Origin of the sequence: Haloarcula mannanilytica (assembly GCF_005406125.1) — an archaeon.
GTDB lineage: Archaea > Halobacteriota > Halobacteria > Halobacteriales > Haloarculaceae > Haloarcula > Haloarcula mannanilytica.
Map to the genome: position 1 here is coordinate 487,409 of NZ_BIXZ01000001.1, position 18,333 is coordinate 505,741.

At 62.8% G+C, this 18,333-nt stretch carries 19 protein-coding genes; 8 read left to right on the plus strand and 11 right to left on the minus strand.

Going from position 1 to position 18,333, the window contains the following annotated elements:
• Positions 1 to 23: 23 nt before the first annotated feature.
• Complete coding sequence (locus Harman_RS02380; protein ID WP_137682218.1) at positions 24 to 992, minus strand: alkaline phosphatase family protein; 969 nt, start codon at positions 990 to 992, stop codon at positions 24 to 26.
• A gap of 48 nt (positions 993 to 1,040) precedes the next feature.
• A complete protein-coding gene (locus Harman_RS02385) occupies positions 1,041 to 1,913 on the minus strand; it encodes a hypothetical protein (RefSeq protein WP_137682219.1) in 873 nt (290 codons plus the stop codon).
• 96 nt (positions 1,914 to 2,009) lie between these two features.
• Here Harman_RS02385 and Harman_RS02390 point away from each other — a divergent pair, with 96 nt between their 5' ends.
• From Harman_RS02390 to Harman_RS02400, 3 genes are read left to right on the plus strand one after another with little or no spacing between them, the layout of a single operon-like run.
• Positions 2,010 to 3,395 (plus strand): sulfatase, encoded by a 1,386-nt coding sequence (locus Harman_RS02390; RefSeq protein ID WP_137682220.1) that lies wholly within the window; start codon positions 2,010 to 2,012, stop codon positions 3,393 to 3,395.
• The gene (locus Harman_RS02395; protein WP_137682221.1) at positions 3,392 to 4,834 is read left to right on the plus strand and encodes a lipopolysaccharide biosynthesis protein; all 1,443 of its coding nucleotides are present in this window, start codon (positions 3,392 to 3,394) and stop codon (positions 4,832 to 4,834) included. The genes Harman_RS02390 and Harman_RS02395 overlap by 4 nt, the downstream gene beginning before the upstream one ends.
• 35 nt (positions 4,835 to 4,869) lie before the next feature.
• On the plus strand, positions 4,870 to 6,225 hold the full coding sequence (locus Harman_RS02400) for a sulfatase (protein WP_137682222.1): 1,356 nt from the start codon (positions 4,870 to 4,872) through the stop codon (positions 6,223 to 6,225).
• On the opposite strand, the gene Harman_RS02405 is transcribed toward Harman_RS02400, so the two are convergent.
• Positions 6,213 to 7,406, minus strand: coding sequence for a glycosyltransferase family 4 protein (locus Harman_RS02405; RefSeq protein ID WP_137682223.1), 1,194 nt, complete (start codon positions 7,404 to 7,406; stop codon positions 6,213 to 6,215). The two genes, Harman_RS02400 and Harman_RS02405, sit on opposite strands and share 13 nt — an antisense overlap.
• A 3-nt stretch (positions 7,407 to 7,409) precedes the next feature.
• A complete protein-coding gene (gene aglG, locus Harman_RS02410; protein WP_137682224.1) occupies positions 7,410 to 8,345 on the minus strand; it encodes a glucosyl-dolichyl phosphate glucuronosyltransferase in 936 nt (311 codons plus the stop codon).
• A 96-nt stretch (positions 8,346 to 8,441) separates the two neighbouring features.
• Here aglG and Harman_RS02415 point away from each other — a divergent pair, with 96 nt between their 5' ends.
• Positions 8,442 to 11,258 carry an oligosaccharyl transferase, archaeosortase A system-associated gene (locus tag Harman_RS02415; protein WP_137682225.1) on the plus strand — a complete coding sequence of 939 codons (2,817 nt, stop codon included), beginning with the start codon at positions 8,442 to 8,444 and terminating at the stop codon, positions 11,256 to 11,258.
• Positions 11,259 to 11,387: 129 nt separating this feature from the next.
• Here Harman_RS02415 and Harman_RS02420 read toward each other — a convergent pair whose 3' ends face one another.
• The gene (locus Harman_RS02420; protein WP_137682226.1) at positions 11,388 to 11,567 is read right to left on the minus strand and encodes an HEWD family protein; all 180 of its coding nucleotides are present in this window, start codon (positions 11,565 to 11,567) and stop codon (positions 11,388 to 11,390) included.
• Between the two features lie 78 nt (positions 11,568 to 11,645).
• Here Harman_RS02420 and Harman_RS02425 point away from each other — a divergent pair, with 78 nt between their 5' ends.
• Positions 11,646 to 12,203 (plus strand): class I SAM-dependent methyltransferase, encoded by a 558-nt coding sequence (locus Harman_RS02425; RefSeq protein ID WP_137682227.1) that lies wholly within the window; start codon positions 11,646 to 11,648, stop codon positions 12,201 to 12,203.
• Here the strand turns inward: Harman_RS02425 and Harman_RS02430 are convergent, their stop codons facing one another.
• From Harman_RS02430 to Harman_RS02440, 3 genes are all read right to left on the minus strand, one after another.
• Positions 12,204 to 12,659 (minus strand): hypothetical protein, encoded by a 456-nt coding sequence (locus tag Harman_RS02430; protein ID WP_137682228.1) that lies wholly within the window; start codon positions 12,657 to 12,659, stop codon positions 12,204 to 12,206.
• Between the two features lie 66 nt (positions 12,660 to 12,725).
• On the minus strand, positions 12,726 to 13,169 hold the full coding sequence (locus Harman_RS02435) for an acyl-CoA thioesterase (protein ID WP_137682229.1): 444 nt from the start codon (positions 13,167 to 13,169) through the stop codon (positions 12,726 to 12,728).
• Between the two features lie 56 nt (positions 13,170 to 13,225).
• On the minus strand, positions 13,226 to 13,501 hold the full coding sequence (locus Harman_RS02440) for a PadR family transcriptional regulator (protein ID WP_137682230.1): 276 nt from the start codon (positions 13,499 to 13,501) through the stop codon (positions 13,226 to 13,228).
• A gap of 247 nt (positions 13,502 to 13,748) precedes the next feature.
• Between Harman_RS02440 and Harman_RS02445 the strand changes: the two genes are divergently transcribed.
• The 3 genes from Harman_RS02445 to purM all read left to right on the plus strand — a co-directional run bounded on the left by Harman_RS02445 (position 13,749) and on the right by purM (position 17,062).
• The gene (locus Harman_RS02445) at positions 13,749 to 15,281 is read left to right on the plus strand and encodes a TraB/GumN family protein (RefSeq protein ID WP_137682231.1); all 1,533 of its coding nucleotides are present in this window, start codon (positions 13,749 to 13,751) and stop codon (positions 15,279 to 15,281) included.
• Positions 15,281 to 15,967, plus strand: a complete 687-nt coding sequence (locus tag Harman_RS02450; RefSeq protein ID WP_137682232.1) for a site-2 protease family protein — start codon at positions 15,281 to 15,283, stop codon at positions 15,965 to 15,967. Before Harman_RS02445 ends, Harman_RS02450 begins: the two co-directional genes overlap by 1 nt.
• Before the next feature lie 78 nt (positions 15,968 to 16,045).
• Positions 16,046 to 17,062 (plus strand): phosphoribosylformylglycinamidine cyclo-ligase, encoded by a 1,017-nt coding sequence (purM, locus tag Harman_RS02455; RefSeq protein WP_137682233.1) that lies wholly within the window; start codon positions 16,046 to 16,048, stop codon positions 17,060 to 17,062.
• Positions 17,063 to 17,078: 16 nt separating this feature from the next.
• Here purM and Harman_RS02460 read toward each other — a convergent pair whose 3' ends face one another.
• The 3 genes from Harman_RS02460 to Harman_RS02470 all read right to left on the minus strand — a co-directional run bounded on the left by Harman_RS02460 (position 17,079) and on the right by Harman_RS02470 (position 18,330).
• A complete protein-coding gene (locus tag Harman_RS02460) occupies positions 17,079 to 17,258 on the minus strand; it encodes a hypothetical protein (protein WP_137682234.1) in 180 nt (59 codons plus the stop codon).
• Between the two features lie 86 nt (positions 17,259 to 17,344).
• Positions 17,345 to 17,887 carry a CBS domain-containing protein gene (locus Harman_RS02465; RefSeq protein WP_137682235.1) on the minus strand — a complete coding sequence of 181 codons (543 nt, stop codon included), beginning with the start codon at positions 17,885 to 17,887 and terminating at the stop codon, positions 17,345 to 17,347.
• Between the two features lie 71 nt (positions 17,888 to 17,958).
• A complete protein-coding gene (locus Harman_RS02470; protein ID WP_137682236.1) occupies positions 17,959 to 18,330 on the minus strand; it encodes a DUF555 domain-containing protein in 372 nt (123 codons plus the stop codon).
• Positions 18,331 to 18,333: the final 3 nt, after the last annotated feature.

Below are 18,333 nucleotides of genomic sequence, written 5' to 3' on the forward strand. Positions count from 1 at the left end.
AGTATAAATCTCACTACGTCGTGCTACATGTAGCCGAGGTCTTCGAGCTGGGATGTCACCGCGTCGTTGTCCTCTATAGAAAGAGATTCGCCGTCCGGGCCGCTGTGATCGCGGTGGCGCAGTTCCGCCTCGATTGCTGCTCGCACATCGAGGACGCTATCGATCTCCTCGACAAGACGCGGCGACGTGCCCGCCACCATCGCCTCGTGGGTGTGGACGCCGTCCTGGAGGCCATGGTCGCTCACGAGGAGGAGTTCGTCGTCCTCGCGGAGATCACCCACGACCTCACCGACGAACTCGTCGAGTTCACCGTAGGCCTGCATCTGGAGCGTCGGGTGGTCATAAGAGACGTGCCCGATGAGGTCAAGACCACTCGTGTACGCGAAAACAAGCTCTTTTTGCCCACCCCGGAGCGCTCTTCGCGCCCGGGCAAGGCGAACCATCGACATCTCCAGACACTGCTCGTAGAACGCCACTGGGTCGGCCGAGGTGTGGCCCCCCGGGGCGTTCCCGTTGCGTTCGAACAGGTCACCGAGGTTCCGCCGGAGGCTGTGCTCTCGGTCCTCGTTTTCGGGATCGACGACGTAGTTCGGGATACCGATGGTCGCCGCCTCGCGGCCGTCAAACACCGTCGATATCCCGTTTTTCTGGTAGTAGGTCGCCGGAACGCGGAACGCGTCTTCGCCGGTGTTGTTGAGCAGCCACGCGCCGATTCTGGTCTGGAGTCCGTCGGGGATGACGTAGTTCGCAGCCGCGCTCCCGTACCGTAGCAGGGGGTTCTCCCAGGCCACGCCGTCATCCAGTTTCAGCCCGTGGTCCTCGGGAGTGAGCCCGGTGATAATCGTCGGCCACAGTTCGTGGGTACTTGGCTCCCCCTCAACGCTGTTTATCGTCTCGATGGACCGGTGGCTGTCAAGGGTGAGGTTTGGGTGGTCCGTAGCGTCTACCAACTCCGGGTCCAGCGCGTCGATACCGAGGACGACCAGCACCATGATTGTCTCAATTCTGCTACGTGTCCATTTAATACTTATCTACTTCGGCTACTCGGCGTAGCCCAGCGCTTCCAAGCGGTCTTGGACAGTCCCGTCATCGACCGTGTCCGGTTGGGACGAATCGAATTCGACCCACGGGACAGCCGTCAGCGGTCGGATTCCGACCTTGCAGGGGTGTTCATACATCGTGGCGTCAGTGAGGCGGCCGAACACCTCACCATGGTCGGCGGTGACGACGACGGTGTGGCCGTCGGCGACCCACGACTCGATGGCCGGAAGTAGCGTCCGCCAGATGCTCCGTACCGAGGCTCGATAGGCGCTGTAGGCCCGTTCAACGTCGATCTTCCCACGGGCCATCGCCACCTGCATGCCAGCTATCTCCTCGTCACCGTCCGTCCACGGACCGAGATCGGGGTATGCGAGTTCCCATTGGTCGTCGATTCGCGCGACGTAGGGCCAGTGGGGCTGCTGGAGGTGTGCGATAACGGGTGGCGAGTCCCCGCTGACGTGCTCGGTGACTCTATCGAGGACCGGTCCGGGCAGCACGGTCTGGCGGCGCTCGTCCCAGTGACTCTGCCAGAAGTGTTCTATCGAGTCGGCCTCGAATTCGAACTTTTGATACTGCGGATTTGCAGTCAGGACTGCCTTCCCGGCGAACAGGCCCCGGTCTGCGGCAGCCGCGAGCCAGTCCGGGGTACAACTGGCCGGTGTGGTCACTTCTTGGACCGGCCAGTCGACAGCGTCCCGACAGGTGTCAAGCCGACAGGCGTCGAGAACGAGCAGCACGTCCCAGTCACCCTCTGCGATTCGCTGGTGCTGGTCAGCGCCGGCCATCGAGGTGGCCCGCTGGAGCAGCCACTTCCGAAGCCGATAGGAGAGCTGCTCGCTGGCGCTGGTGTCAGCTGTCGGGCTCTCGGGCATGCGTTCGGGTATCTCACCGTCTGTGATAAATCATCCGTCTCCATCCGGAACCGGAATATAAATTACCGGAGGACAAATCATCAGAAACCACACTGTATGTCGACGCCGAATATCGTCTGGATTACTCTCGACAGCCTCCGGTCAGATCACACGACCATCGGGGGCTACGAGCGCGACACGACCCCGGAGATGGCCGACCTAGCCGCCTCGGGCCACGGGTTCGATACGTGCATCGCCCACGGTAAATCTACGCTGCCCTCCAGCGGTGCGATCCTGACGGGCTACGCTCCGACCCACACGAACATCGGCATCGACGGGAACGCGGTTCCGGACGGTATTACGACCATCGCGGAGCGGTTCCGCAACGCCGGCTACCGGACGGCCTGCCTGTCCCGCAACTCGTATGTTAGCTCTGCAACCAATCTCGACCGCGGCTTCGATCGGTTTCAGTGGCTCGCGTCCTCAACGATTCACCGGGCCGGTGCAAAGACCCTCGCCTCGTACCTCTGGAACATCCGGAGCCACTCGGCCGGGCTGACGACGGACACGGCGAAACACGCGTCGCCACTGCTGATGAACGGCGTCGCGAAGCGATGGTTGGGTGACTTCGAATCCGAGTCTGAGCCGTTCTTTTTCTATCTGCATTACAACGAACCACATCGGCCCTACTACCCGCCAGGGAAATACCTCGATGCCTTCACCGACGACCTTGCGATGTCCGGGCGCGAGGCTGCCGAACGTGCACTCGAGATCCACTACAACCTCGATGAAATCATCGCAAACGGCTGCGAGCTGACCGATACCGAATGGGCCGCGCTCCGTGCGATGTATGACGCGGAGATCGCATACACAGACGAGATGGTGGGGCGGCTCGTCGCACATTTGCGCTCGCTCGATCTCGGCGACACTGTCGTCGTGGTGACCGGGGACCACGGCGAACTGTTCGGCGAATGGGGCTTACTCTCGCATAGCTACGTCCTGAACGACGCCGTTACCCGCGTCCCGCTCGTCATCAACGGACTCGACGAGCCGCTGTCTGTTGGGGATGACGACATCATCCAGCACAGCGACGTGATGCGGACGCTGCTCGAAGTCGCCGGCGTGGACGGCTCGGATACCATCGGCGTCGACCTCCGTGAGGAGGGCCGTGAATTCGCCGTCTCGCAGCGGGGTCCGAACACATACGAGGAACTGCTCACACACAACCCTGACTTCGACTACTCGGCGTTCCACACCGGGACGCTGAACGCGCTCCGGACAGAAGAGTGGCGCTATCAGGAGAGCGAAGAAGGTGCGGAGCTGTTTGACCTCGCCGACCAAGAGACCGACGTGCGCGAGGCACACCCTGAAGTTGCCGAGTCGCTACAGTCTGCCCTGACCGACTGGATTGAAGCGAACGGCCAGCCGGTGTCTGAGGGCCAGCAGGAAGAGTTCTCCGACACGGTCCAACGCCAGCTCCGAGACCTGGGCTACATGGAATGAGGCTCGGTAAGACAGCCCTCTCGCATTTCGTCTCGCAGGTGGTCGTTTCGCTGGCCGGGTTCGCAGCGACGTGGCTCATCGCCGTCGTGCTTGGTGCGGACGGGCTGGGCCGGTACTCAGTTATCGTCTCGCTTGGCTTCTTCTGGCTCGTTGTTCCCGGAAACGCCGTCGCGAATGCGATGAAAAAACGCATCAGCGAAGGCGACAGTCCTGCGGAATTCATCGGCGGAGGCATCCTGCTCAACGTGGCTATGGCTGGCGTACTCGGCGTGCTAGTCCTGGCGGCCGGCGAGCTTCTTGGGGGTATCGTCTCCCGTAACCGCGAGCTGATGCAGGTCCTCATCGGCTATGACGTTGAGATCGTGGTCATGCTGGTCGCAACGGTTGCATACCGCACGGCACAGGGGAGCCTGCAGGGGCAGAAACGAGTCGCTACGACAGGCTGGCTCAAGGCTGGCGAGCGCGTGACGCGAACCGCCCTGCAGGTCGGTGCGCTTCTGGCGGCGATGGGTGTGGCTGGTATCGCGCTGGGCCACGCCTTGTCGCTGGCTGTCGCCGCCCTGGCCGCCTTCCCGCTTAGCGAGCGGCGGCCGGCGCTGCCCACTGTCGCTCAGCTCCGGAGCCTCGTCGACTACGCCAAGTACGCGTGGATGGGAGCGCTCCGGGGCCGGGTCTTCGGCTGGCTCGACACCATCTTTCTCTCGTTTTTCGTCAGTGCATCCCTCATCGGCATCTACGAGGCGGCGTGGGGTATCGCATCGATGCTTGCCATCGCGAGTTCGTCGATCAGCCAGACGCTGTTTCCCGAGGTCAGCGACCTGAGCACGACGGACGGCTACGACCGTATCGTCCACTACCTCGACGAGGCGTTGGCGTTCAGCGGTATCCTCGTCATCCCGGGGTTCGTCGGCGCGGCCGTCATCGGCGACCGAGTCCTCCGGTTCTATCGTCCGGAGTTCGAGCAAGGCGCAACAGTGTTGCTCATCCTCATCTCGGCGTATATTGCTGACGTGTTCGCTTCCCAGTTCACAAATGTCATCAACGGGGTCGACAGGCCCGACGCAGCGTTCCGCGTTAACATGGTTTTCATCGTCTCGAACGCGATCCTGAACGCGGTTCTCATCTGGCAACTCGGCTGGACGGGGGCGGCCATCGCCACCGCGCTGTCATCGGTGATTCGGGCGCTGGTCGGCTATTGGATGCTCAATGGAATAGTCGGCTCCGTCCGGATTCCGTACCGGACGCTCGGCACGCAGGTCGCCGCCGCCGCGCTGATGGCCGCCGCAGTCTCACCGGTCTCCACGATGATCCCCCCAGGTCGGCCCGGGACGCTGTTGCTCGCCGGCTTCGGTGGGGTCGTCTACGCTGTCGTCCTCGTAGTCATCTCGGCGCGGGTCCGCACGAAAGCCCTGCTTCTCATGCCGGAAACGATACTATAGCAATCCTTAATTGTGCCACTGGCGGACGCAGTAGCATGAACAATATCCTCCTCGTTACTATCGATTCGCTCCGAGCGGACCACGTGGGATACCATGGGTACGAGCGAGAGACAACGCCAAATATTGACGCGTATGCTGAAGAGAGCAGCACGTTCATGAACGCGTTCTCGCATGTCGGTGGCACCCGTTTTTCATTTCCCAGTATTCTCTCCGGCGTGACGCCGATGATGTACGGCGGCCACGAACGCATCTCCGAGGAACAGACGCTTATCTCGGAAGTACTCGACGGTGCCGGCTACCGTACCGGCGGGTTTCACTCGAATCTCTACGTCTCCGGGCAGTTCGGCTACGACCGAGGCTGGGACGAGTTCTACGACTCGGCGCCCGACGAGTCGACCACCTCGAAGCTCCGCAAGTGGGCCAAGACGAACCTCGACGGGCGACTCCTAACCCTCCTGAAGCGGGGCTACGATTTCATCGAGTCCTCGCAGGGCGTCAACGTCGGGTCCTATCACGTCCCTGCCGACGAAATTACGGACCGAGCGATTGAGTTCATCGAGGACAGCGACGATGAGACGCCGTCGTTCGTCTGGGCGCACTACATGGATGTCCACCATCCATTCCTCCCGCCCGAGGAGTACCAGCGCGAGTTCCGGGACGAGCCGGTGTCCGACAGCGACTCTATCCAGCTTCGCAGGAAGTTCATCGAGGAGCCCGAGGCGGTGACGGAGGAAGAGTACCAGACGTTCATCGACCTCTACGACGCGGAGATACAGTTCAACGACGCGGAGGTCGGCCGCCTCATGGACGCCGTTGCGTCGAACTGGGGCGACGACTACGTGATGGCATTGACAGCAGACCACGGCGACCACTTCCTCGAACATGGCTACTTCGGCGGAGCCCGCCTGCTCGACGTGAAAAACCACGTCCCACTCTTGATTAACGGCTGGGACGATACGGGAAGCTACGACGAGCTGGTTGGGCTGACCGACCTACCCTGCACGCTCGTTGATACCGTCGGGCTCGATATTCCGAACAACTGGTTCGGACAGAGCCTCCGGCGGCTTGTCTTCGACGGGGAGTGGGACCGCGCCGAGATTCTGGGCGGGTACCGTGATAGCGATGGCAATGAGCATATCCGCGTTCGAGAGCCCGAGTGGAAGCTCATCGCCCACGAGGACGACGAAGCCGACGAGCTGTATGCCCTGACGGACGACCCTGAAGAGCAAGTAAACGTCATCGAGGACCACCCATCCCAGGAGCGGCGGCTCCGCAAACAGCTCGATGACCACCGGCAACTCGTCCGGGCGACGCAGGCGGACGATGTCCAGCGCCCGGACATGGACGAAGAGGTCAAGCAACGACTCCGACGGCTGGGTTACGACGAGTAGCCGGCGGCTGATTCGAGAATACCACAGTACCGCTCACAGGCCGCCTCGAAGCTGTATTCCGATTCGATCAAATCACGCCCGGCGGCGCTGATGCTGTTTCGGTCCTCGTTGGCAAGGATGTCGAGTATCGTTTCCCGGAGAGCGTCTGGGTCCCGCGAATCGAGGAGAAAGCCGGTTTCGCCCTCGCGGACAACGTCGGGAACACCCGAAACCGGAGAAGCCAGGACCGGCGTCCCACAGGCCAGCGACTCCAGGATTGTCGTCGGGAGCCCCTCCGTCGGCTGTGACGGCAGCACGAGCAGGGAGAGGTCGTTCAGCTGGGCGGGAACGTCGTCGTGATCTACCCAGCCAGTGAGTTCCACCGTGCCGTCGTCGATTTCCGACGCGAGTTCGGCTTCCAGCCACGTCCGGAGGTCGCCGTCACCGATGAACCTGAACGTTACGTCGTCGGGCAGTTCGGCGGCGACGGAAGCGAGCGCTCGGATCCCTTTCTCCTCGTCGAGTCGCCCGAGGAACCCAACGACCCGGTTGCGGTCCGCATAGGGCCGTTGAACGCGGAACTCGTCTGTTCGAACGTATCGCGCGCCCGTCGGATACACCGTCGGGGCTTCCGGATGCAGGTCCAGTTGGCGAGCCATCTCCGGCGTGTAAGTGACGACGCCGTGGGCCGCGGCGAAACCGGCCCGTTCGAGTGCGCGCACCGTGCCGGCGAGTCCGGCCGCCACCTTGTCGGGCAACTGCTGTTCCCAGTTCAGCCGGAGCGTCAACGGTACGTCGCCGCGGGGTTCGACGAGGACCGTCTTCCCGAGCAGCCGAGCCACGACAATCGGCAGCAGGTACGACGTGGCACCGAAGAAGAGCACCACGTCCTCGTCCCGGTCGGCGATGACGCGACACATCCGGAGCTGGTTCAGGAGGAACCGGAAGGCGGCGACTAGCACCGAGTTACCCGCCCCCTTCTGCGTGAGTTCGACCAGTTCGTGGCGGTCGCGGATCTCGGAGTCGGTGGGCAGGTCCGCGGTCACGAGTGCGACCGACGTGATCGCAGAGAGGATGTCAAGCAGGCTCCGCGTGGCGTTCTCGCCGGCGGCGGCAAGCGGATGCGTAACTACGCAGACGCTCGGGAGGTCCGTTTTCCGTGTCTCTGCCTCGCCTTCGTTCCGGTGTGTTGTCCCTGTCATCTGTTACCCCCAGACAGTCATCCCGTACAGGTAACCAAAGCCGACGAAGGCGGTGAGAGCAAACAGGAACACGAGCTGTAACACGCCGGCTACCGACGGCGAGCGGACGAGATTACGGATCCTGGCAGGGGCAAACCGAAACAGGAGATCACCGAGGAAGTCGGACTCCTCGCCGGTCGATTCCGGCACGAACACCTCCATTCCGCGCTTCGAGTACCCCTGCCAGAAGGCGCGGTCTAACAGCCAGCCGGGGTCAGTTCGGTAGTCGAATATCTTGTGGGCGACGAGCGCGTCCGGCGTGTAGTACACCCCCTCGTCGTACTCGGTGCGCAAGCGCGCACAGAGTTCCGTCTCACCGCCCTGGAGGTTCTTCTCGCCCTGCCGCCCGCCGATGTCGTCGTCGAAGCCGCCCAGGTCGAGAAACACGTCCTGGTCGAAGGAGATGTTCGAGCCGAAGGTGTTGCGGACGACGCCGGCCTCGTCTGGGTCGCCGTTCGGGCCGAACCCGCGGTGGGTGACGCCGATGAGCCAGTAGAACTCCTCGGGGAGAAAGCTCGGTTTGCCGGCGACCCACGCGGGGGTCATCCGGCCGCCCACTGCGAGCGCGTCGTGACGTTCGTAGGCATCGACTAAGGCCTCGACCCACTCCTCGTCGGCGATAGCGTCGTCGTCGAAGAACGCGACTACGTCGCCGGTTGCGACTTCAGCCCCGTTGTTCCGGCTCTCCAGCAAGCCGACGTTCTCGTCGTTACAGTAGGTGAGAACGTCGGCCCGGTCGCCAAAGTCCGATTCGTACTGTTCGTACACTTCTCGGTTGCCGTCCGAGACCAACACGAGTTCTACGTCGTCGTAGGTCTGGTCTAAGACGCTCTCGGCCGCCGCTCGGCAGTCGTCGTATCGCTCCATCGTGTGCGTACAGAGCACGACCGAGACTCGCATAGTCGGTGGTGTGCCAGCGGTGCTGTTAGGCGTTTCCATCCTGGGCCCGCACGGAGGTCAAAAGGCTTATGCGCGCCTTGGCAGTTTTTCCGTGCAATGAGTCAATCACGGGGCTATCTTGACGACAACCCCGAACTCGAGTCCGCCCTGGAGTGGGCCGAGCGCTGGTACCACGTTCCGGTCCTCCTGGTACTGCTCGGGTTCATGCTGTGGAATCGCGTCAAGAGTTGGCAGAACTTTATTGTTGACGGCGAGGTGCTGTTCAGCGGAAACGACGCCTGGTATCACTACCGGTCGACGCAGTACGTCGTCGAGAACTGGCCTGCGACGATGCCGTTTGACCCCTGGACGTATTTCCCGTACGGGACCACTAACGGACAGTTCGGAACGCTGTTCGACCAGATCGTTGCGACAGTCGCCCTGATCATCGGTCTCGGTTCCCCCAGCGACCAGACGGTCGCAATGACGCTGCTGTTTGCACCGGCTGTGTTCGGGACGCTCGTTGCGATTCCGACGTACCTCATCGGACGGCGACTCGGCGGCCGCGTCGGCGGTGTGACCGCGGTCACCGTGCTCGCGTTCTCAACGGGGTCGCTCTTGCAGTGGAGCCGAGTCGGCTCGTCCGACCACCACGTCGCTGAAGCGCTCTTTCAGGTGCTGGGAGTCCTCGGGGTCATGGTCGCCGTCAGCGTCGCCGCGCGGGACAAGCCGATCTACGAGCAGTTCTTGGAGCGGGACATCGACGCGTTGCGGGATACTATCAGCTGGTCCGTGCTTGCGGGCGTGGCGATTGCGCTGTATCTCTGGACATGGGCTCCCGGTGTGCTCCTGCTCGGGATACTCGGTGCCTTCTTCCTGGTTCGATTGTGTCTGGAGTACGTCCACGACTCCAGCCCGGAACACACGGCCATCGCGGGCGCAATCACGATGACGACCGCCGCCGTGCTGAGTGCATCTAGGATTACCGTACTAGAGATCACAGCAACCGAGCAATCGCTGCTACAGCCGGGCCTGGCACTGGCTGTTGGTCTCGGCTGCGTGTTCATGGCGTGGTTGGCCCGAGTTATGGAGCAACGCGAGTACAGTCCGTACGCGTATCCTGCGACCGTGTTCGGAATCCTCGCTCTCGGGGCCGTTCTGATGGCAGTGTTGACCCCGGACTTGTGGGGATACTTCACGAACAACGTGACGCGGGTCCTCGGGTTCTCGGTAAGCCAAACGGCTGATACCGTCGGCGAAGCCTCACCGCTACAGGACACCGGTGTCCTGTTCAACCGACACGGATTCGCCACCATCGTCGCTGGGATCGGCGGCCTCATCCTGCTCGGAAAGCAGTTCCTCTCCGACGACGCTCCCGCGGAAGAACTACTCGTGGTCGTCTGGGCGCTGTTCATTCTGTCCGCGACGTTCACCCAGCGGCGATTCGCGTACTACCTCGTCGCGCCGATCGCAGTACTGTCGGGGATGCTCGTCAGTCGGTTCATCGTCTGGTTCGATTTCAGCGCTGACGACGGCATCGAGTACTATCAGGTCCTGACGATTCTTGCGGTGATTATCGTCATCGTCGTCCCGCTGTTTGCCCTCGGCACGGCACCGGTCGAAGCAGGCGCTACCGGTCCCGGACCGGGTATTCAGAACTGGGACGAGAGTCTCCAGTGGATGGAAGCGAACACGCCCGCAGAAGGAGCGTACGGCTCCGGCGGTTCGTCGACACTCGACTACTACGGCACCTATCAGCAACAGGAGGACTTCGACTATCAGCAGGGCCAGTACGGCGTCCTGTCATGGTGGGACTACGGGCACTGGATCACAACGCGGGCCGAACGGGTTCCGAACGCGAACCCGTTCCAGCAGGGAACGGACACGGCAGCACCGTTCCTGGTCGCACAGAACGAAACGCAGGCAAACGATATCCTCGAGAGCACGGACGAGGATGACGCGAAGACGCGGTACGTCGCTGTCGACTGGTTGATGGCCGAAACGAACGGGAACATCGGCGGGAAGTTCTTCGCGCCACCGGCCTTCGTCGACGGGGTGCAGCGGAGTGATTACTACACTCGGATGTACGTACCCCAGGGCAGTGGTCTCCGGTCGATAACGTTCCAAAAGCAGGCCTACTACGAAACGATGGTCACCCGGCTGTACCGGTTCCATGGGAGCGCAGCCGAACCCCAGCCAATCGTCGTCGACTGGGAGGTAAAGGAGACGAATCAAGGCGCACAGTACCGCGGCGCGCCGACAGACGAACAGGAACCGGAAGGCCAACAGCAGGGCCGGGTCTACCGTCAGTTCGAGAGCATGGAACAGGCTCGCCAGTACGTCGAGAGCGATTCGACATCGCAGCTCGGCGGGTACGGCGACAATCCCAGCGAACGGGTGCCCGCGATGGAGCACTACCGCTTAGTCGGCTCCAGTGACACCGAAGCGTTCCCGGACAGTCCGCGATACCAGCACTCCGCCTGGACGAAGATCTTCGAGCGCGTCCCCGGTGCGACGGTCGAAGGCTCCGGGCCGGCGAACGCGACAGTGCGGGCCGCCGTGCAGATGCGCAACCCGGCCACGAACAAAACGTTCGTCTACCGCCAGCGCACCCAGACCGACCAGAACGGGAACTTCGAGATGACGGTCCCCTACTCGACTACTGGGTACGACGAATGGGGCACGGACGAGGGGTACACGAACGTGAGCGTGCGGTCCGAAACCCAGTACCAGTTCTCGGCGGTCGGGACCAACAACGGAACACAGACGAGTTTCATCGGGACGACCAACATCACCGAAGGACAGGTCATCGGCGAGGACGACTCCGCCGCAACCGTCGAGCTGGAGCCGATAACGATTCAGCAGGGCAACGTGAACAGCGATGAATCGCGCGCCCCGTCGACGGCAGAAGCGACTGAAAAGACGGGTACGTAGCGCGGTAGCGACGACCAATCGCGGTCTGGCCGGCTGTCCGACACAATTGATTTTCCGCGTTTCCTGTACGGAACCCGCTCTACCGGAGACGTATCTGCACAGAAGCGACAACAGCAAAAGACCGGGCGGTCACTCAGGTAGCGGATTGAACGTGCCGTTGATGTCCCACTCGTGAAGACAGTGGGGATCACCGGACTGCTTGGTGTCGTCCTCGGTGACGATCCGCCAACTGCGTCGCTCCGGGTCCCACTCGTCGACCCGTCCACACCGTTCACACTCCCGCGTACGTGGGGTGACGATTTCAGCCATACCTGGTGCAAGCGCGTGGGTCGTTATCAGGCTGCCGGTCCCTGACCGTTTTGCCCGTCGACCCCGAACCGATGGCTGATGGGCTTTCACACGTTCGATATCGACCGGGCGGCGCAACTGGAGGACGCGAGCCGGTACGAGTACCTCTCGGTCGACGAATTGCTGGCGCTGTTCGACCCGGATTCCTCAACAGTCGTGGCGGACCTCGGAAGCGGCACGGGATTTTACACTGACCACGTCGCAGGCGCGGCCGGGCGCGTGTACGCCCTCGACGTACAGCGAGGGATGCACGAGCGCTATCGGGAGAAAGGGCTTCCGAGCAACGTATCGCCGGTCACAGCTGACATCGGGAGTCTGCCGTTTTCGGACTCGCTCGATGCCGTCGTGTCGACGATGACGTTTCACGAGTTTGCATCGCCGGCCGCGATGGAAGCCGTGGCGGACGCGCTCGTCCCGGGTGGGCGGGTGGCCATCGCCGACTGGACGCGTGCGGGCGCTGGCAACGAGGGGCCGCCCCGTTCGGAGCGATACGCGGCCGACGATGCGGTCGAGTTCTGTACCGACGCCGGCATCGAGGTACTGCGAGCCGAAGACCGACGGGAGACGTTTGTGCTAGCGGGCGTGCTGCCGGCGTAGCTAAAAGTCCGGGAGGTCGTCCGCGCCGACCTCCTCGGCCTCCCAGTCGATGTACTCGTCAGCCAGCACCTCACAGACGACCTGGCCGAACTCGGTCAGGCCGGCGTTGATGCCCGAGACGGTACCCCAGGAGTCGATGTCCGGGTGGATCTCCCGCTCGCGCCAGTCCTCGGGCAGGCCCGGGGCGTGGTAGCCGACGCGGCCCGCGAAGGAGTCCCAGAAGAAGTCGAACTCCTCGATGAGGTCCAGATCGGTGACGATTGCCCACTGGTCAGCATCGAGGGACGCGTCCGCGGCCCATTTCTCGAACGCGTTCTCCCACGCGCCCGCATCGAGTGCCTCGGCGAGTTCCTCGCGCCGGTATTCGTCACCCTGGACTTCTGCGTCGTCGTACTCGTCGGCAGCGACGCCAGTAGACAGCGCCGGTCGCTCCGGCGTCTCGACATCGAGTGTCATGGTCGTGGTAGGCGGGGGAGCGGAATAAAGGTCACAATGTTCGCCCCGTGAGTAGAGCCGACAGCATCACCGCTTCGCTTCCCCGTCCAGGGCACGCTGTCGCAGTCGTTCGCCGCGGTCGGTTTCTGCAGTCACGTCGGGAACTGGGACCGGATTCCTATCCTCGTCGACAGCGACGTACACCGAATACGACTCCGTTGTCGATTCGGACTCGCCGGTTTTGGGGTTCTCTCTGGCGGCCCGGAGCCGGACCTTGACGCTTGTGTCGCCGGTATCGTAGACGAACGCCTCGATGAGGGCCGTGTCGCCGACGGGTATCGGCCGCTTGAAGTTCACCTGGTCCATCCGTGCGGTGACGCAGGTCTCGCCGGCAAAGCGCATCGCCGACATCGCCCCGAGTTCGTCCATCCACTTCAGGACGTTCCCCCCGTGTGTTGCCCCCAGGTGGTTCGAGTGGTTGGGCTGGACCATCCAGCGATTCTCGATGTACGTTTCCAATACCGTTGGCATGGCCCGAGGTTAGCCAGGGCCTGGGTTGAGTCTGTCGAACAGGCCGCGAAAACCGGTTATGCGGAAACGTACTGCGCTTCCCACTCCTTCCGGGCGTCGAGTTCGCGCTGGCCGCGCTTGGTCAGCGTGTAGAAGTTCGTCCGGCGGTCGCGTTCGCCCTTCTCGATGAGCGCCTTCTCGACGAGCGTGTCAAGGTTCGGATACAGTCGACCGTGGTTGACCTCGCTCTCGTAGTAGTCTTCGAGTTCTTCCTTGATCGCTAACCCGTGGGGCTCGTCGAGTCCTGCGATGACATACAGCAGGTCCCGTTGGAATCCAGTCAGGTCATACATCGTATATCCGATACAGTTCGACCCCATACATATCAGTCTTTTGAATCGGTCGGAGAGTCGGGTTTCAGTCGACCCCGTTACCGTCCCGTAGTTACCACGAGATTTGTGCCTATATTAACAAAACAGTCGGTAATATCGTCGTCGTTTGACGAAGACATACAATACCACGAACATGATTTCGGGGTCCGTTTCTCGACAGCCATCCGGACCCGACAAGGGTAAAGGAAACGAATGTGTAACGCGGGTGATGACCGAACACGCGGAGTCGGCGGCAGACGAGTTCCCGGAGCCGTCAGGGTCCGGGCGCGTCGATGTCGTCGGAACCGCTCACGTCTCCGAGCACAGCGTGCAGGAAGTGGAATCAGCGATCGAAGAGACAGAGCCCGACATCGTCGCCGTCGAACTCGACGAGGGCCGGTATCGCCAGATCAAGGGCGAGACGCCCGACGACCTCGACGCGAGCGACCTCCTCCGCGGAAACACCGTCTTCCAGTTCCTCGCCTACTGGATGCTGTCGTACATCCAGACGCGGCTGGGTGAGCGATTCGACATCGAGCCGGGTGCGGACATGAAGGCGGGGATCGACACCGCCGAGCGCTTGGGCCTTGGCGTTGCACTCGTCGACCGAGACATCCAGACGACCGTCCAGCGGTTCTGGGCGCGATTGACAGCCGTCGAGAAACTGAAGCTCATCGGCAGTCTCGCGGCCGAAATGGGGCCGCCGCTGACAGTCGGACTGACCGTCGGCGCTGTCCTGGGCGGGATGGTCGCCGTCGTCGCCGGGGCTTTCGGTGGCCCGTTCATCGTCCCCGGCGGGACACTTTCGGGTGTCCTGCCGGGCGGTCTCGCCGGCACGGTCGAGGGACTGCTCGACACGCTACTGTTCATCTGTGTCGTCGCGGCCGGCATCGGAATTCCAATCGCCGCACTGTTGACCCGGTTCCGGGGCGAAGCCGATGTCGAGGAGTTCGATATGGAGCAACTGACCGACACCGACGTGGTCAGTGCGATGATGGAGGAGTTCCGGCAGTTCTCACCCGGCGGCGCAGAGGCACTGATCGACGAACGCGACGCGTTCATCGCCCACCGACTCGTCGCACTTCGGGAGGCCGGCTATCACGTGCTGGCCGTCGTCGGGGCCGGCCACCGCGAAGGTATCGAGGGCTACCTCGACAACCCGGAGACGCTCCCGCCGATGGAGTCACTCACCGGCACCGAAAGCGGCCGTCGCGTGTCGCTGTACAAACTCGTCGGCTACGGCTTCGGCGTCGTCTTCCTCGTCTTCTTCGGCCTGCTCATTCTCGGCGGTGCGAGCCAGGCCGTCCTGCTGCGGCTGTTCGTCGCGCTGGTCGTCGTCAACGCCGTCCTGGCCGGCGGGCTGGCGAAGGTGGCCGGCGCACACTGGTCGAGTGCCATCGCCGCTGGGGCCTTTGGCTGGCTGACGAGCCTGTTCCCGCTGCTCGCGGCCGGCTGGTTCGCCGGCTACGTCGAACTGCGCTATATCTCCGTCAACATCAGCGACATCGCGACGCTCAACGAGATCCTCAACGACCAGGAGTCGCCGATACTGGACCTCGTCAATCGCATGCGTCAGGTCCCGCTGTTCCGGCTGATCCTCGTCGTCGCCCTGACGAACGTCGGGAGCGCAATCGCGTCTTACGTCGTCTTCCCGCTGTTGCTGCCGTACATCTCGTCGGACATCGGCGGGATGGAAGGCGTTTCGCGGCTCCTCTGGCAGGGTATCCGCGAAGGGACGCAGATCCTCGTGGGGGTACTCTGATGGCGGGCCGACGACAGCGGACCACCGCAGGCCGGACCGTCGGCGGCCTCACTTTCAGCCAGCGTGAAGTCAGAGATCTCCTCGTCGCCTGGCTCGCGCTCGGGCTGGCCTTTACGCTCTTCCTCGAACGTGAGTTCCGTCGTATTGTCTTCCTGCAGTTCGGTGGGCTGTCGACGAGCGAGATCCTCAGCACGTTCGCCGTCAGCCTGCTGACCGTCGGCGTCGGCTTCCTGCTGCACGAACTGGCCCACAAGATCGTCGCCGTCCGCTTCGGACAGATCGCCGCGTTCCAGGCCGACTACCAGATGCTCGGGTTCGCCGTCCTGGGCGGCCTCGTCGGCTTCCTGTTCGCCGCACCGGGCGCGGTCGTCCACCGCGGCCGCCTCACGGCGAAACAACACGGACTCATCGCCGTCGCGGGGCCGGTGACGAACCTCGCACTCGCAGTCATCTTTCTCGTCCCGTTCGTCGCGGCGCTCCTGTCGAGTACGAGCGGCTTCCTCTGGGAGGTTGCCCGCATGGGGCTGCAGATCAATCTCCTGCTCGCCGGCTTCAATATGCTGCCGTTCGGCCCGCTGGACGGCCGAACAGTCCGCGAGTGGAGCACGCCGGTGTTTCTGGTCGTGGCGGTTCCGTCGATTCTGCTCGGAATAGTCGGATTGCTGTTCCTTCCTCAGATGCCCTGACCTAAGACGGTAATTGAATAGGTCGCCGACCTACGCCGGAACGACGCTCTTTTGCCCGCGCCACGCACGCTCTCGGGTATGACCGATAGCGAATCCGAAACCGACGATACAGACGGCGAAGATGCGGAGGGGCTGACCTACGCGGAAACGGGCGTGGACATCGACGCCAGCGAAGCGGCGACAAAGGCGCTCATCGGCGCAGCCGGTGAGTTCGAGGGCGACTACGCCGGGCTTGTCGACATCGGCGACCAGTACCTCGCGCTCGCAACTGACGGTGTCGGCACGAAGCTCCTCGTCGCAGAGGCCATCGACGACTACTCCACTATCGGCATCGACTGCATCGCGATGAACGCAAACGACCTCATTGCAGCCGGCGTCGAGCCGGTGGCCTTTGTCGACTACCTCGCGGTCGAGACACCGGACGAGGAGACGAGTGAAGACATCGGCGCAGGCCTCCAGACGGGAGCCGAACGGGCCGGTGTGGCGCTCGTCGGCGGCGAAACCGCCGTGATGCCGGATGTCATCAAGGGACTAGACATCGCTGGCACCTGCGCCGGGCTGGCACCGAAAGACGCCGTCTTCCCCGGCGAAGCGGAGCCAGGTGACGCCATCGTCGGCTGGCCCTCATCTGGCATCCACTCGAACGGCCTCACGCTCGCACGTGAAGCGGTCACGCGCGACCACGAGTACACGGACCCATTCCCGCCAAATCCCGACAGGACCATTGCCGAGGAACTGCTGACGCCGACGCGGATCTACAGCGAAGTGCTGGAGCCGCTCCGGGCCAGCGAGACGCACGCCGCAGCCCACGTCACCGGCGGCGGCTGGACCAACCTCACGCGGATGGGAAGCTACCGGTACGAAATCACGGACCCCTTCGAGGCCCAGTCTGTTTTCGAGTTCGTTCAAGAAGAAGGGGACGTAACCGACGAGGAGATGCACCGGACGTTCAACATGGGCACCGGGTTCGTCGCCGCGGTCCCCGAGGCCGACGCCGAGGAGATCGTCGCCGACAGCGAGGACGCTCGCGTAATCGGCACGGTCACCGAGGGCGAGGAAGCGGTCGCGATTCGCAGTCTCGAACTGAGTGAATAAGAGAAGCGGAATACAGTCAGGCGGAAAGGATGTCTTTGCCCGCGGTCTCCTCCGCGATTCGCATCTGGAGCGCCTGTCGGATGTGGTATCTGGCGGCTTCGGTTTCAGCGTTCTCGAGAGCCTTTTCGAGTTCGGCATACAGTGGGTCGCTGGAATTGGGCATGTCGATACGTATCTCGTTAGTGAGAATGGACATATACCCCTGACACTGTTTTGGGCGTTAAGCCCCTCTTACACGCATTATGGACCCACTATCGCGGTTCCCGGTTCTGAGAATTGGAGTTAGCTGACCGTACGCGCGATGTCCGCTTCGGTTATGACACCGATAGTTTCCCCGCCCTCAACAACCATCACGGCGGCATTGTGGTTCAGGTAGGCGTCGACTTCGTCGATGGGAGCGTCGGGTTCGACGGTCGCGATAGATTCGTTCATCACCTCGGCGACGGGGAGTTCACCGACGTTTTCCTCGGGGCGCTGTCGGATGTCGGAGTTGCCGATGAGTCCCTGCGGTGCCCCGTCCCGGATGACGGGGACCTGCGAGTAGCCTTTCTCGTCCATCAACTCCTTGGCCTGATGGACGGAGTCATCCGGTGCGACGCCGACGACAGGGGCGTTCATCAGGTCACGTGCCTTGATGATACCGCCCTCGGCTTCTTCGAGGGCCGTCACGATCCGTCGGAGTGTCGACAGCCGCGGGTCCACGTCGCCCCCCTCGATGCGGGCGATGAGCGGTTGCGAGACATCAGCCCGCTCTGCGAGTTCGCTCTGGGTCAGCCCGAGTTCGTTCCGGCGCTCCCGCAGGTCCTGCGGCGTCGGTAAATCCATATCCAGCAATTACCACAGGTAATATAAAAAGCCAACGGCTATCGAGGTGGGCGAATCACACGGAGAACGGACTATGCCTCGGCTTCGGCCTCGTCTTCGTCAGCTTCGGTCTCGAACACCTCGATGACTTTCAGGGGCACGTCCCGGAGCGCGCCGCCGATCTCGCTTTTAGCGATCCGCTGGGCGTGTTCGGGGGATTCAGCGTTGAACACGTCCATTTCAAGCACCAGTCCGACAAGCGCCGTGTCGGCCGCGATGAACGCCGAGTCGAAGGGTTCGCCACAGGCCGGACAGCCGGTCGCGCCGACCTCGACCTCCACGTAGTCCATCTCGGCCTCGTTGAGCCGCTTCCCCGCTTCGCTCACTGCCACACCGATAGCGTCGTCGATGTCGTCTACGTCACGAACCAGCCAGGCTGCTTCCATCGCCACGAGGTAGTTCATACT